Raw genomic sequence first — 14,399 nt, forward strand, 5'->3', positions numbered from 1 at the left:
GGCGGGGCGCGGCTCAGGCTCCGATCTCCACCAGCCGCTCCCCGTCGAAGGTCCGCACCTCGAAGCGGTCGATGTCCTCACGGTCCATCGCCGCCCCGCCGTGCACGTACAGCGGGGCCTTGGCCGTCGGGTTCGTCGCGCCCTCGATGCCGTACCCCCACTGCGGAACGGACCAGGAGGTGACGACCTCCTCCTCACCCGCCTTGGAGACGGCGATCAGCCGGCACTTCTGCGGTCCCTTGACGTTCTTCAGCTCCAGGACCGTGTGGGTGCCCCAGGTCTTCTCCTCCATGCCGACCGTGGCGTCGACCCGGGTGGTGGGGTCGGTCGCCGAGACCTTCTCCGTCATGTGCTGGAAGAAGGCGTCCTCGGCGGGGCTGGTGGGATGCGGGCCGGCGGCCACCGGTCCGCCGCCGCGGTCGTCGCCCGCCGTGACCGCGAACGCGGCGACCGGGCCGCCGATGATCAGGGCGGCGGCAGCGGCGACCAGATACCGGCTGCGCCGGGTGCGCCGGTGCCGCTTGTGCGCGACCTCGTCCATCAGCCCGCCCAGCAGCCGGGGCGCGGGCCGCTCGGGCACATGCGGCACGGGACGGGCCCCGGGGGCGCCGGCGGGCGACTCGGAGAGCATCGCGAGCATGGGCTCCATCCCCGCGAACTCGTCGAGATGCGCGGCGCACCGGGCGCAGCCCGCGAGATGGGCCTCGAAGGCGCTCGCCTGCGCGTCGTCGAGGACGCCGAGGACGTAGGCGGCGGCCGCGTCGTGCTCGGACCCTTCGGGCGGGCCGGGGAGGCCGTCCGGACCGGCGGGACCGGAGGGGTGCCCGGGACCGGAGGGGTGCCCGGGACCGGCGGGGTGCCCTGGACCGGAGGGGTGCCCGGGGCCGGAGAGGTACGCGGGGCCCGAGGAGTGTGCGGGACCCGCGGTATACGGGGGACGCGAGGGACCGGACGGCGTGCGGTGGCCGGGCGGGCGGGGCCCGAACGGCTGCCACTGCTGGTCGCTCATGCCGTGATCCCCCTCTCTTCGAGTGCGAGCTTCATCGAACGGAGTGCGTAGAACACCCGGGACCGCACGGTCCCGCTGGGGACGCCCAGCACCTCGGCGGCCTCATTGACCGTACGTCCCTTGAAGTAGGTCTCGACCAATGCTTCCCGGTGCGCGGGGGTCAAATCTTCGAGCGCGTCCGAGAGCGTCATCAGCCACAGCGCCTTGTCGATCTCGTCCTCCGCGGGAATGACCTCCAGCGGCGACGGATCGACCTCGCGCGGCCGGGCCTGCCGGCTGCGGTGGTTGTCGATGACGATGCGCCGGGCGACCGTCACCAGCCAGGGTCGGACGGAGCCGGTGGCCCGGTTGAGCCGGCCGGCGTTCTTCCAGGCACGGATGAGCGTCTCCTGCACCACGTCCTCGGCCCGCTGGCGGTCGCCCGCGACGAGTCGGAGCACGTACGCGAGCAGCGGCCCGGCGTGTTCGCGGTACAGCGCCCGCATCAGTTCCTCGTCGGGTATCCCGGAGGGGGACGGGGGCGGCTCACTGCGATGTCGAGCCCTGTGCGGACGGTCATCGGCCACGGCCGCATCCTTGCGCACCCGAACCTCCCGGTCGAGACCTCTGAAACGAGCTCTTCGGCCATCGGTACGGGGGCGGGGCCCGGTTCACTCAACGCCGGGCGGAATTTCTTTCTCCGGACCGCGCCCGTCGGCCGCCCGCAGGGTCCTGCGCCGGTGCCGGGCGACCCGTTCGCGGTTGCCGCAGACCTCGCCGGAGCACCAACGGCGCCGTCCACCGCGCGAGGTGTCCAGGTAGAGACGGTGGCAGTCCTCGCCCTGGCAGCGGCGCAGGGCCGCCCGTGCGGCCGGGTCGGTGAGCAGGTCCACGGCGTCCCGGGCGACGACGGCGAGGAGCCCCGCGCAGTCGGGTGCCGTGCTCAGGGCCCGCACCAGGCCGCCGTCCGCACCGCGTACCGCGCGGGGCCCCGGAGGCGCCCCGGAGGCCGCGGAGTTGACCCGCTCCAGCGCCCCGTCGGCCTCGGGACCGCCGAGCTGAGCCGCCATCAGGCGGCTCACGGCGGAGCGCAGTTCGTGGAATCGGGCCACCCAGGTGTCGTCCAGTGCCGCCAGTACGGTGCCCTGCGGGACGAGCCGGGCGTCGGTCAGCCACCGCGCCAGACGCACGGGCCCGTCGAGCTGTTCGCAGGCCCCGGGCGCCCCGCCCGCGGGCTCCGTGGCCACCAGATCGAGGCAGATCCGGCCCGTGTCGAACCGCCACATCCGCGCACCCCTGCCCGCTGCCATGCTCCTGTCACCACCTTGGGTCACCGGTCGAACGGCCACCCCCCAGAGTGCCCCGGCAGGGGCCCGGCCGGAACCCCCGCCGCCGTCCCGGTGCCAGGGCCCGCCCCCGTACCGTGGCGCCATGGATCACGAGGGGGAGACGCCCATGGACCACCGGGACGCGAACACCGTGCCCGGCCCCGGCGGCCTGCGGCTGCGCCGGTGGCGCGAGGAGGACCTGCCGGCGCTGCTGGAGGCATATGAGGATCCGGCGATGCGGCGGTGGCTGGCCACCCAGGTCTCCGGGCCGGACGGGGCGGCCGACTGGCTGGAGGCGCAGCGCGCGGGGTGGGCGACGGGCACCCGCTTCGCCTTCGCCGTGACCGACGGCGCGCGGGACGGCGTACCGCTCGGCAACATCGTGCTGAAGCGGCCGGATCCGGGCGACGACCGCGCGGAGGTGGGCTATTGGACGACTGCTGCGGCGCGCGGCCGGGGCGTGGCGTCCCGGGCCCTGACGGCGCTGACCGACTGGTCGTTCACGGAGTTCGCCGAACAGGGCCTGACCAGGCTGGAGTTGTTTCACCAGGTGGACAACGGGGCCTCGTGCCGGGTGGCGGAGAAGTGCGGCTACGCACTGGCGCGGGTGATTCCGGCGCTGCCGCCCGACTATCCGCTGGACGGCCATGTGCATGCGCGCGAGGCCCCCTCGGCGGCGGTCAGCCGGCCGGTGGGTCGTCGTGCAGAAGCCGCTGGAACAGGTGGTGGTCGCGCCAGCCGCCGTTGATGTGCAGATAGCCCGGCGCGGTGCCGATCCGCTCGAACCCGGCCTTGGCGAGCACCCGTTGGGAAGGGCCGTTGTCGGTGACGGTCGCCGCCTCGACGCGGTGCAGGCCCAGCCGGTCGCGGGCGGCGTCGCAGACCGCGCCGACGGCGGCGGTGGCGAGACCGCGTCCGGCGTGGTCCGCGTCGACCCAGTAGCCGAGGCGGGCGTTGCGGTAGGGACCCCGTTCGACTCCGGAGAGCGTGAAGCCGCCGATCACCCGGCCGTCGTCGTCCGTGACCGCCCAGGGCATGGCCCGCCCGGCATCCCGGTCGGCCAGCAGGGCGGTGAGCCGGGCGGTCTGGCCCTCGACGGTGTAGAAGGCCTCGGGGCGTACGGGTTCCCAGCGGCGCATGTACGCGCGGTTGCGGGTGAGGGCCGCGGCGAAGGCGGGAGCATCGGTGATCGCGACGGGGCGGAAGGCCACGTCCGGGGCGATCCGGTGGAGGTGATCGGTCATCCGGTCACGCTAGGGCCTCTCGTTTGGATCATGCCAGGCTCGCGTCCAGACGAAAGACCCTGACCGGGACGCCCCGGCTCCCGCGCGGGGCCCCTCAGCGGTCGTACTTCGTGTCCGCCGACGGGTCCAGCGCCAGCCGGTAGCCGCGCTTGACGACCGTCTGGATCAGCCGGGGCACGCCGAGCGCCGAGCGCAGGCGGGCCATCGCGGTCTCCACCGCGTGCTCGTCGGTGCCACTGCCGGGCAGGGTCCGCAGCAGGTCGGCGCGGGCCACCACCCAGCCGGGGCGGCGGGCCAGCGCGTGCAGGAGGGCCATGCCCGCGGGCGGCACCGCGCGCAGCTCGTCGTCGACGAGGACGGCGTGGCCCCGGATCTCGACCCGGTGGCCGGCGACGGGCAGGGTGCGGGCGGCGAGCGGGAGCCGGGCGCACATCAGCTGGACGAGGGGGCCGAGCCGGAAGCGCTCCGGCTGGACGGTGTCGATGCCCCGGGCCTGGAGCGGGAGGGCGGTGACCGGTCCGACGCAGGCGACCAGGACATCGTCGCGCAGGGCGCCGAGGACCTCCGGAAGCAGTCCGCGGGTCTCGGCGCGGCCCAGGAACGAGGCGGCGGCGGGGGCGCTGGTGAAGGTGATCGCGTCGAGGCCCCGGGCGGCCGTGACGTCGAGCATCCGGTCGAGCGGGGCGATGTCCTGCGGGGGCATCCAGCGGTAGACGGGGACGACGACGACGTCGGCGCCCGCGGCCGTCAGGGACTCGACGAATCCGGGCAGCGGTTCGCCGTGCAGCTGGAGGGCGATCCGGCGGCCGGCGACGCCTTGGGCGAGGAGCCGGTCGAGGACCTCGGCCATCGATTCGGACCCGGGCGACCAGGCCTCGGTCAGCCCGGCGGCCCGGATGGCGCCCTTGACCTTGGGGCCCCGGGCGAGGAGTTCGGTCCCGCTCAGCGTCGCCAGCAGGGCGTCGCCGATGCCCCAGCCGTCGGCCGCCTCGATCCAGCCGCGGAAGCCGATGGCGGTGGTGGCGACCACCACGTCGGGGGCGTGGCCGATCAGCTGCTCGGTGGCGGCGAGGAGTTCGCTGTCGTCGGCGAGCTGCACGATCCGCAGGGCGGGGGCGTGCAGGACGGCGGCGCCGCGGCGCTTGAGGAGGGTGGCGAGCTCCTCGGCGCGGCGGGCGGCGGTCACCCCGACGGTGAAGCCCGCGAGGGGGCCGTGCGTTGTGTCGTCGTCCTGCATGGCGTGTTCCCGGCTCCCGTGGTTCCGCTGGTACGCGAGGTGCGAAGGCCCGAGACTGTCAACGATGCATGACAGGCTCGGTTCCCCCGTATTTCCCGGCCGTTACGTCGCACGACGCCGGGATGTCGTCCCGTGCTCCCTCCGGGGCGACGGGCCCCGGACCCTTCCTGCACCTCCTACACCTCCTACACCTCCGCGTAGCCGAGCCGGCCCCGTGTGGGCACGGGCGCGGGGCGGCGAAGGTATACCGCCCAGGTGAGGGCGAAGCACACCCCGTAGAAGGCGAGGAAGGACCAGAAGGCCGCGGTTCCGGTGCCGGAGGCCTGGAAGGACTGGCGGAAGGCGAGGTTGATGGCCAGGCCGCCGAGCGCGCCGACGGCCCCGATGAGGCCCATGGCGGCGCCGGAGAGCCGCCGTCCGTGGGCGGCGGCGGCCTCCGCGTCGAGCCCCCTGGCGAGGGCCTTGGCGTGGAAGATGCCGGGGATCATCTTGTACGTCGATCCGTTGCCGAGGCCCGTCAGGACGAACAGGGCGGTGAAGCCGGTGAGGAAGACGGGCAGCGAGGCGTTCCCCGAGGCCTGGATGACGACGCCGGTGGCGGCGGCCATCGCGGCGAAGGTGGCCAGGGTGATGCGCGCACCGCCGTACCGGTCGGCGAGCCGGCCTCCGACGGGCCGGATCAGGGAGCCCAGCAGCGGGCCGATGAAGGTGAGCGAGGCGGCCTGGAGCGGGGTCCGGCCGAACTGGGTCTGGAGCACCAGGCCGAAGGCGAAGCTGTAGCCGATGAACGAGCCGAAGGTGCCGATGTAGAGGACCGCCATGATCCAGGTGTGCGGGTCGCGGACGGCTTCCAGCGCGGCCCCGGTGTCGTTCTTCACGGGCCGGAGGTTGTCCATGTACAGGGCGGCGCAGACGGCGGCCAGGACGATCAGCGGGATGTACACGCCGAGGACGATCCGGGGGTGCGAGGCCCCGAGCGTGCCGATGACGAGCAGGCCGACGAGCTGGACGACGGGGACGCCGATGTTGCCGCCGCCCGCGTTCAGGCCGAGTGCCCAGCCCTTCTCGCGCAGCGGGAAGAAGGCGTTGATGTTGGTCATCGACGAGGCGAAGTTGCCGCCGCCGATCCCGGTGAGCGCCGCGACCGCGACGAAGGTGGCGTACGAGGTCCCGGGTTCCATCACCCAGAAGGCGGCCAGGGTCGGGACGAGCAGGCTCACCGCGCTGAAGATCGTCCAGTTGCGGCCGCCGAACCGGGCGACGGCGAAGGTGTAGGGCACCCGTACCAGCGCGCCGACGAGGGTGGCGGTCGAGATGAGGAAGAACTTCCCGGCCGGGTCGATGCCGTACTCCGGTCCCATGAACAGGACCATCACCGACCAGAGGGTCCAGATGGAGAATCCGATGTGCTCGGAGAGCACGGAGAACCACAGGTTGCGGCGGGCGACCCGTTCGCCCTTCTCCTGCCAGAACGTCTCGTCCTCCGGCTCCCAGGTCTCGATCCAACGGCCTGCCATCACGCGCCTCCACAGGGGGTCGGGGTGGTGTCCCCGTCGCTTCGGGGTGTTGTCCCCGACGCTAGGGAGCCCGCGTTTCGGCGTGGTGCCGTGAGGTGACCGGTGGGCAACCTTGCTCTCACCGGGCCCCTCCCGGCCCGGTGAGATGCGGTGTCCGCTACCGCCTGCCGTCCGGCCAGAGCCGCGGCCGGCGCTTGGCCGCGACGTCCTCGGCCCAGCCGAAGGCGAGGACGCAGAGCGCGATGAGGACCCAGGCGATCAGCAGCACGGGCACCCAGCTCTCCAGCAGCCAGGGCACGTTCTCGCCGAGGGCGTCGACGGACCAGAGCCGGTCGTAGAGCGTGGCGGCCGTCAGGATGCAGACGTTGTGCCAGAGGTAGACGGTCACCGCCCGCGAGTTGAGCAGGGTGATGGGCCGGTCGAAGGCGCGCAGCCGCTTCGGCCATGCGGTCCAGGTAGGGCTGACGTGGAGCAGGAGCAGGACGCAGCCGAAGGACCACAGGGCCTGGGCGAGCGGGATGGAGTCCAGGTCGAAGCCGCTGCGGAAGCCCTCGTGGCTCGCCCACCACAGCCCCGCGCCCGCGAAGAGCGGGGCGATCGACGGCACGACGTAGGCGGGCAGCCGTTTCAGGACGCCTTCCTGGTGGGCCATGCCGAGGACCCAGCAGGCGCCGAAGGTGGAGAAGTCGGTGATCGCGGAGTCGAGGCGGTCGGTGGTGGAGAACCACTCCAGACGCATGACGACGGCCAGGGCGAGCGGCGCGAGCAGCGTCGGCCAGGGCAGCCTGCGCAGACCGCGCAGGATCAGCGGGGAGAACAGGACGAACCACAGGTAGGCCCGGATGTACCAGAGCGGCCCGGCCAGTTCCTCGGGCCAGCTCGGGCCGAGGAATCCGTCGATGCCCGCCACGTCGTACGCGTAGGGCGGATCGCTGAGCGGCAGCACCCAGTACAGGAGGTGCTGCCACCACCAGCCGGGGTGGCCCTCGGCGTCCGGGCCCCAGCCCTGGGCGGCCATGCCGGTGACGCCGATCGCGCCGAGCAGCCACAGCGGCGGCAGGAGCCGGCGGACGCGGCCCCGGATCACCTGGACGGCCGGCCGCTTGAGCGAGCGGGCCATCAGCGTCCCGGCCAGGGCGAACATGACGCCCATCGAGGGGAAGACGATGGGCAGCCAGGCCCAGCCGGTCAGGTGGTAGAGGACGACGCGGAAGAGGGCGAGGGCCCGCAGCAGGTCGAAGTACCGGTCGCGGACGGGCTTCCCGGGAGCGGGCGGCGGGACCGCGAGGTCCGGGGCGGCGGCCCTCGGCAGGGGTGGGGCGGTCATACGTACGGCCTCCGGTCCACGGCTCCGGCGGCGGCCCCGGGTCCCTGCGGGCGCGGGGCGGACGAGCCGCCGGGGGCCTCCACCGCGCCGGTGCGGCGCAGCTTCTGCCAGCGCAGCCGGCCGCCGGTGAGCGCGGTGATCCAGGACTGGAGCAGTACGACGTACATGAGCTGGCGGTAGAGGATCTGCTGGAGCGGCAGCGAGATCAGGTGCGTCATGCGCTCCTTGTCCAGCCGGAACGCATAGGCGGCGCACACCGCCTGGACGACCAGGACGCCGAACCACGCGGCGACGGTCTTGCCGGTGGGGCCGAAGACCAGCCCGTACAGCAGGAACACGTCGATCAGGGGGGCCAGCAGCGGGGCGAGCACCATGAAGAGGGAGACGAACGGGAGCCCGACCCGTCCGAAGCGGCCCGAGGGGCCGCGTTCGATGACCGCGCGGCGGTGCTTCCAGATGGCCTGCATGGTGCCGTAACTCCACCGGTAGCGCTGCGACCACAGCTGCTGCACGGACTCCGGGGCCTCGGTCCAGGCGCGGGCGTTCTCCGCGTAGACCACGCGCCAGCCGTCCCGGTGCAGGGCCATGGTGACGTCGGTGTCCTCGGCGAGGGTGTCCTCGCTCATTCCGCCGACCCGGTCCAGGGCCTCGCGGCGGAACGCGCCGACGGCCCCGGGGATGGTGGGCATGCAGCCGAGCACGTCGTACATCCGGCGGTCCAGGTTGAAGCCCATCACGTACTCGATGTGCTGCCAGGCGCCGATGAGGGAGTCGCGGTTGCCGACCTTGGCGTTGCCGGCGACGGCTCCGACCCGGGGGTCCCCGAAGGGCTGGACCAGCTCGCGGACCGTGGACGGTTCGAAGACGGTGTCGCCGTCCATCATCACGACGATGTCGTAACGGGCGTGCCGGATGCCGTTGTTGAGGGCGGCGGGTTTGCCCGCGTTCCGCTGGCGGACGACCCGTACGCGGGGCAGCCGCATCGCCTCGACGAGGTCGGCGGTGCCGTCCGTCGAGCCGTCGTCGATGACGATGATCTCGATTCTGTGCTCACTGGCGGCCAGGGAGCGCACGGTGGCCTCGATGCACGCGCGTTCGTTGTACGCGGGGACGAGGACGGAGACCGGGCGGGTGACGGGCGGGCCCCAGCCGAAGTTCCTGCGGCGGACCTTGCGGGCGTGCAGGAAGGAGAGCAGCAGCATCAGTCCGAAGCGGGCGAGGACCAGGACGCCGATGACGGCGAGGCCGACGACCAGGACGCCGGTGATCCGCTCGGACACGGCGACGGCGGCGATGAACGCCTTGCCCTTCCACAGCGCGAACCCGGTGGCCGGGGTGTGGGCGCTGGGGGCGTCGAGGGCGGTGGTGAGCCGGGTGAAGGTGTAGCCCCGCTCCGTCAGGTCCGGCAGCAGGGTGTCGAGCGCGGCCACGGTCTGCGAGCGGTCGCCGCCGGAGTCGTGCATCAGGATGATCGCGCCCTTGCCGTTCTTCGGCGTGGCCCGCTCGACGATGGCGCGGACCCCGGGGCGCTTCCAGTCCTCGCTGTCCGTGTCGTTGACGACGGTGAGGTAGCCGCGGCTGCCGATGTACTCGGTGACCGGCCAGGATCTGTTGTCCATGGCGTACGAGAAGGAGGAGTAGGGCGGCCGGAAGAGCGAGGTGCGGATGCCGGCGGCACCCGCCAGCGCCAGCTGGTTCTGCGACAGCTCCCAGTCGATGCGTTCGGTGGACTGGTAGGAGAGGTCGGGGTGGTTGAAGGTGTGCAGCCCGATCTCGTGGCCCTCGGCGACCATCCGTTCGACCAGTTCCGGGTGCCGGGCGGCCATGTTGCCGGTGACGAAGAAGACGCCGTGGGCGTCGTACTCCTTCAGCTTGTCGAGCACCTTCGGCGTCCACACCGGGTCCGGGCCGTCGTCGAAGGTCAGGACGATCCGGCGGTCGGGTACGCGCAGGGTCTTCGCGTCACCGGAGCGGGCGTCGATGACGGGCCCGCCGGCGCGGACGTCCTTCGGCACCCGGGTGTTGTGGTCGGCGTCGCGGACCCGGTGGTCGGCGAGGATCTCGCTGTGCACGTATCCGCGCAGCATCAGCATCGCGAGCAGGGCGACGAGGAACGTCGTCGGCAGGAGGTAGCGCATGGGGAGCCTGAACCGGCTCCGGCCGCGTGACGCTTTCCTCGATCTGCCGTTCCTGCCCCGCGTGGCGGGGGAGTTCATCTACGGGGCGCTCTCTTCTTGCACCGGCTGGCCGGGAGTCTCGGCGGGAGGGGTCGTCGGGTCGGACGGCTCCGGCTCGGGGGACGGCGGTGAGGAGTCGACCGGTGGTTCGGCGGTCGAGGTCGTGGGGTCCGGTTTCGTGCCGCCGCCCGCGCCGCCCGAGCCGCCCGCCCCGGTGGAACGGGACGGGTCGGCGGCGATGGACGCGGAGGGGTCCGCGGCCGATCCGGCGGGCACCAGCACGGAGGTGGCCGACGGGGTCGCGTCGCCGGGCGTGCCGGACTCCTCGGCCGCCGGGGGGCCGGAGGCGCTCGGCCCGGGCTCCGGGGGGTCGCCGGACGGGCCGCCGACGGTGCCGTCCGGCGCGGGGGCCTCCTCGGCCTGCTCCGCCTTGGCCTTCTCCCCGGTCTCGGACAGGGGCAGCCAGGGGGCGCTGGAGTTCCCGCCGAGGACGGCGAGGACCAGCGTCACGGCGTAGGCGACGCAGACCGAGGCCAGGACCCAGCCGACGCGTCGGAAGGTCTTGCTGCGGCGGCCGCTCTCGTCGACGAAGACGGGGCCGTCGGTGCCGTCCGGCGGGGCGGGTTCGCCGGGCAGTTCGGCGAGCTGACGGCCCAGCCCGTCGAGCTGGATCGTCGCGTCGTTGGGCTCATGCGTATGCCCGGTTCTCCGGCCTTCGCGCCAATTGTCCACCAGTGCAGCCCCATCCCCCACTCAGAATCAGGCGCATGGAATTGACTGGTTCTTTACTGTTGGACTGGGCCCCCACCCGTCCATGAACCCGGCCTTCCTGCACCCGGACGATGAATGTAGCGCACGACATTGACGCCCAAGTGCCCCTGAACGGAGTTGGTCAGGAACGGTTGCGCATCAGTGACCGATCGCCCTCGGGAAGCCAGCAGCCGGCCGGCGGGACCATCCACCCCTCGGCAAGGGCCAACTGGTCAGTAGCGTTGCGCAGCGCGTCTACGCCGGGGTGGTTCAGACCCTTGCGCCAGACCAGCGCCAGCGGCGAAAGCGGAATCGGTTCGACGAGCGGGCGCAGCACCGTTCCGGGCAGCGCCGGGAAGTCGACGACGGCGAGCACGGGGTGTCCCCCCTTCGACATGACCCGCTGGAATTCGGCCACGCCCACGGCGAGCGGCACGGGTGGGGCCATGGTGATGTCCCACTCGGCGAACAGCAGCGCGGCGAGGTCCGTCCACTCCCGGGTCCGCTCGTTGCCGGCCCCCGCGTAGACGGTCTCTCCGGACAGCTCGGCCAGGGCGACGACCTCCCGCGCGGCGAGGGGATGAGCGACGGGCAGTATCAGGGCCATCGGCTCGTACCGCACGGGGTGCACGGAAAGTCCCGCGCGCACCGCGGGTGCCAGCCCGGCGGCCCGGCCGAAGGAGGCGTCGAGCCGGCCGGCCAGGATCTCGCCGGCGGCCCAGGTGAGACCGGACTCGAAGCGGGCCATCAGCTCGCACTCCGGGAGCAGTTCGCGGGCGCGCGCCAGCACCCGGGCGGCAGTCGCCCCGTCGCTGTTCAGGTCGACGAGCAGCGGCCGGGCGGGCGCACCACTGAAGGCCCCGGCCAGCTCGGCGTGCGCGTCGAGCACCCGGCGGGCGTGCGGCAGCAGGCGTTCGCCGTCCGGGGTGAGCGCGACCTGCCGGGTCGTGCGGACGAACAGCTCGGCGCCGAGCTCGCGCTCCAGCCGCCGGATGTCCCGGCTCAGCGCCTGCTGTGCGACGAAGAGGCGGGCGGCGGCCCGGGTGAAGTGCAGTTCACCGGCGACGGCGAGGAAGGCGCGCAGGAGACGGGGGTCGATGTCGGCGGGGGGCACAGCGCGAATCTACAGCGCGGGACGCCATTCACAACACGGACGCGTGAATCGGCGCGGAGAAGGTGTTGGACCCGGGCGGCGGTACACGGTCAGCCTGGTCGTATGCCGATATCCCCCACCGCCGCCCACCCGGAGCCCGTTCCCCGTTCGAAGGCCGCTCCCCGGTCGGAGCCCGTTCCCCGGCCGGTCCCGTCCCGTCGGGCCGTCATGCCCCGGCCAGTCCCCGCCGCCCGCCCGGACCGGGCCGTCGCACCGCCGTCCACTCCCCTGCTCGCCGTCGCCGGCGGCCAGTTGGTCGCGGCCCCGCGCTCGGCGCCCGGGCGGACCGGGGGCGCCGGGCGACGGCGGTCGTCGAACCCGTACCTCCGGCTGCTGGCCACGCCCGGGGCGCGGGCGTTCACGGCGGGCAACCTGATCGCCCGGCTGCCGATGGGGATGTTCAGCGTCAGCGCGGTCATCATGATCGCCGGGTCCCGGGGTTCGTACGCCCTGGCCGGGGCCGTCACCGCGACCGGGCTGGCGGCGACGGCGGTCGTCGCGCCCTTCACCGCCCGGCTCGTGGACCGCTTCGGGCAGGCACGCGTCGCGGTGCCCGCCACCGCGCTCGCCGTCCTGGGGTCGCTGGCCCTGGTTCTCTGCGTGCACTACGAGGCCCCGGCCTGGACGCTGTTCGCCGCGTACGCCGCGACCGCGACGACCCCGAACACCGGCGGGATGTCGCGGGCCCGCTGGGCGCATCTGCACCGGGGCGACCCGGCGGCCCTGCACACCGCGAACTCCTTCGAACAGGCCGCCGACGAGCTGTGCTTCATGCTGGGCCCGGTGCTGGCCGCGACGCTCTGCGGGGCGCTGTTCCCGGAGGCGGGCACGCTGGTGGGGGCGGTGCTCCTGATGAGCGGCGTCCTGGTCTTCGCGGCCCAGCGCGCCACGGAACCGCCGGTCACCCCCCGTACGGGGACCGTGGCCTCGCCCCTGCGCACGCCGGGGGTGCCCGCGCTGCTGGCGGTCTTCCTCGCCACGGGGGCGGTGTTCGGGGCGCTGGAGGTGGTCTCCATCGCGCACGCCGGGGGCGCGATCCTGGCGCTCCAGGCGGCCGGGTCGTGTGCGGCGGGCCTGGTCTACGGTTCGCTGCGGCCCGCCCGGAACGTCCGTCTCAGGCTGCTGCTGTGCCTGGCCGGGATGACGGCGCTGATGTCCCTGCCGCTGCTGGCCGCCACCGGCTCCGCCTCCCTGCCGGTCCTGGCGCTCTGCCTGCTGGTGGCGGGGGCGGCGACCGCGCCGACGATGGTCACGGGCATGACGCTGGTCCAGCGGTCCACGCGCCCGGAGCAGTTGAACGAGGGCATGACGCTCGCGGTGACCGCGCTGCTGGGCGGGATCGCGGCCGGGGCGGCGGCCGGCGGCTGGCTGGTGGAGCACGCGGGCACGGTCACCGGCTACGCGGCCCCGATGTCCGCGGCGGCCCTCGCCCTGGTCATCGCGGGAGCGGGACCCTGGACGGGGGCGACGAGGCCGACGCGGACGACGCGGAGCCGAGCGAGCCGAGCGGTATGACGAGGGGGCTGGGAGAGACGGGGTCCTCGATGACCCGGCAGGGCAGCGCGAAGACGTCCTCGACCAGCTCCTCGGTGATCACCGGATCGTCCTCGTCAGCCGGCAGGCATGAAAAAGCCTCCGCCCCGCGAGTGAACTCGCGGGGCGGAGGCTTACATGGGGTGGTGGAGATGGCGGGAATCGAACCCGCGTCCAACGGTGCGGAACCAGGGCTTCTCCGAGTGCAGTTCGCTACGCTTTTCTCGGCCCCGGAGGTCACGCGAACAAGCCTCCGACAGGCCCAGCCACTGTTTGATTTCCTTCTCGGCCCCGTGGCCGGGCCGAGAAGTTTAGATCCCTAGTTGATGCCAGGATCCGGGTCGGGATCACCCCCGGGCTGACACTCCGCAGAGTCTTCGCTTAGCTGCTAATTAGGCAGCGAGGGCGAAGGCGGAGGAATCGCGCTTGGAATTGGCGATTATTGTTTGCGACATATGGTTTACGAGATCATTGCCGCTTCCTCGACTCGCTTCCCCTGCTTCGACATCCGCTGTCGAAACCGATCATCCCCATGTTGATTTTTCAAAACGCGCACCTTCGCTGAGGTGCACGGCCCATCGTACGTGACCAACGCCGGACGGTGCCACTGTATTCCTGCCCGGCCGCCGGCCCCGCCGGGACAGGCCCCGCTCAGGCGCTGCGCTGCCGCCGGCGGGCCGCCGAGATGGCGCGGTTCGTCTCCCGCGTGTCCTGCTTCTCCCGGAGCGTCTGCCGCTTGTCGTACTCCTTCTTGCCCTTCGCGAGCGCGATCTCGACCTTGACCCGGCCGTCCTTGAAGTACAGCGCGAGCGGCACGATCGTGTGGCCCGTCTCCTGCGACTTCGACTCCAGCTTGTCGATCTCGGCCCGGTGCAGCAGCAGCTTCCGCTTCCGCTTGGCCGTGTGGTTGGTCCAGGTGCCCTGGACGTACTCGGGTACGTGGATGTTGTGGAGCCAGGCCTCGTGGTCGTCGATCTGGACGAAGCCGTCGACCAGGGAGGCCCGTCCCATGCGCAGGGACTTCACCTCCGTACCCATGAGCACGAGGCCGCACTCGTAGGTGTCGAGGATCGTGTAGTCGTGCCGCGCCTTCTTGTTCTGCGCGACCATCTTGCGCCCGGTGTCTTTTTCCTTCGCCATAGTGC

At 72.7% G+C, this 14,399-nt stretch carries 13 protein-coding genes and 1 other RNA gene; 2 read left to right on the top strand and 12 right to left on the bottom strand.

All coding sequences use genetic code 11. The annotated features are described in order from the left end of the window. Window positions 1–13: 13 nt before the first annotated feature. The 3 genes from HET64_RS01655 to HET64_RS01665 form a co-directional block, all read right to left on the bottom strand. Window positions 14–1,009 (bottom strand): anti-sigma factor, encoded by a 996-nt coding sequence (locus HET64_RS01655; RefSeq protein ID WP_215101413.1) that lies wholly within the window; start codon window positions 1,007–1,009, stop codon window positions 14–16. Beyond that, window positions 1,006–1,593 (bottom strand): sigma-70 family RNA polymerase sigma factor, encoded by a 588-nt coding sequence (locus HET64_RS01660; protein ID WP_063739458.1) that lies wholly within the window; start codon window positions 1,591–1,593, stop codon window positions 1,006–1,008. Before HET64_RS01660 ends, HET64_RS01655 begins: the two co-directional genes overlap by 4 nt. 66 nt (window positions 1,594–1,659) lie before the next feature. Then, window positions 1,660–2,298, bottom strand: coding sequence for an ABATE domain-containing protein (locus HET64_RS01665; protein WP_215101415.1), 639 nt, complete (start codon window positions 2,296–2,298; stop codon window positions 1,660–1,662). 145 nt (window positions 2,299–2,443) lie between these two features. Here HET64_RS01665 and HET64_RS01670 point away from each other — a divergent pair, with 145 nt between their 5' ends. Continuing rightward, window positions 2,444–3,064 carry a GNAT family N-acetyltransferase gene (locus tag HET64_RS01670; protein WP_215101461.1) on the top strand — a complete coding sequence of 207 codons (621 nt, stop codon included), beginning with the start codon at window positions 2,444–2,446 and terminating at the stop codon, window positions 3,062–3,064. Here the strand turns inward: HET64_RS01670 and HET64_RS01675 are convergent. The 7 genes from HET64_RS01675 to HET64_RS01705 all read right to left on the bottom strand — a co-directional run bounded on the left by HET64_RS01675 (window position 2,997) and on the right by HET64_RS01705 (window position 11,682). Beyond that, the gene (locus HET64_RS01675) at window positions 2,997–3,560 is read right to left on the bottom strand and encodes a GNAT family N-acetyltransferase (RefSeq protein WP_215101417.1); all 564 of its coding nucleotides are present in this window, start codon (window positions 3,558–3,560) and stop codon (window positions 2,997–2,999) included. The two genes, HET64_RS01670 and HET64_RS01675, sit on opposite strands and share 68 nt — an antisense overlap. A gap of 94 nt (window positions 3,561–3,654) precedes the next feature. Next, window positions 3,655–4,797, bottom strand: a complete 1,143-nt coding sequence (locus tag HET64_RS01680; protein WP_215101419.1) for a uroporphyrinogen-III synthase — start codon at window positions 4,795–4,797, stop codon at window positions 3,655–3,657. 185 nt (window positions 4,798–4,982) lie between these two features. Beyond that, window positions 4,983–6,314: a NarK/NasA family nitrate transporter gene (locus HET64_RS01685; protein WP_215101421.1), complete on the bottom strand. Its 1,332-nt coding sequence runs from the start codon at window positions 6,312–6,314 to the stop codon at window positions 4,983–4,985. Window positions 6,315–6,471: 157 nt separating this feature from the next. Continuing rightward, window positions 6,472–7,641 (bottom strand): acyltransferase, encoded by a 1,170-nt coding sequence (locus HET64_RS01690; RefSeq protein WP_215101423.1) that lies wholly within the window; start codon window positions 7,639–7,641, stop codon window positions 6,472–6,474. Further along, window positions 7,638–9,857, bottom strand: coding sequence for a glycosyltransferase (locus tag HET64_RS01695; protein ID WP_215101425.1), 2,220 nt, complete (start codon window positions 9,855–9,857; stop codon window positions 7,638–7,640). Before HET64_RS01695 ends, HET64_RS01690 begins: the two co-directional genes overlap by 4 nt. After that, window positions 9,858–10,550: a hypothetical protein gene (locus HET64_RS01700; protein ID WP_215101427.1), complete on the bottom strand. Its 693-nt coding sequence runs from the start codon at window positions 10,548–10,550 to the stop codon at window positions 9,858–9,860. A gap of 160 nt (window positions 10,551–10,710) precedes the next feature. Continuing rightward, window positions 10,711–11,682: a LysR family transcriptional regulator gene (locus HET64_RS01705; protein WP_215101429.1), complete on the bottom strand. Its 972-nt coding sequence runs from the start codon at window positions 11,680–11,682 to the stop codon at window positions 10,711–10,713. 207 nt (window positions 11,683–11,889) lie between these two features. On the opposite strand from HET64_RS01705, the gene HET64_RS01710 reads away from it, so the two are divergent. Continuing rightward, window positions 11,890–13,236 (top strand): MFS transporter, encoded by a 1,347-nt coding sequence (locus tag HET64_RS01710; RefSeq protein WP_215101431.1) that lies wholly within the window; start codon window positions 11,890–11,892, stop codon window positions 13,234–13,236. A 162-nt stretch (window positions 13,237–13,398) separates the two neighbouring features. On the opposite strand, the gene ssrA is transcribed toward HET64_RS01710, so the two are convergent. Both ssrA and smpB read right to left on the bottom strand, forming a co-directional pair. Then, window positions 13,399–13,786, bottom strand: a transfer-messenger RNA (tmRNA) gene (gene ssrA / locus HET64_RS01715). Window positions 13,787–13,905: 119 nt separating this feature from the next. Beyond that, window positions 13,906–14,394, bottom strand: a complete 489-nt coding sequence (gene smpB / locus HET64_RS01720; RefSeq protein ID WP_032790702.1) for an SsrA-binding protein SmpB — start codon at window positions 14,392–14,394, stop codon at window positions 13,906–13,908. Between the last annotated feature and the right edge of the window lie 5 nt (window positions 14,395–14,399).

The sequence above is a fragment of the Streptomyces sp. McG3 genome (assembly GCF_018619185.1).
GTDB lineage: Bacteria > Actinomycetota > Actinomycetes > Streptomycetales > Streptomycetaceae > Streptomyces.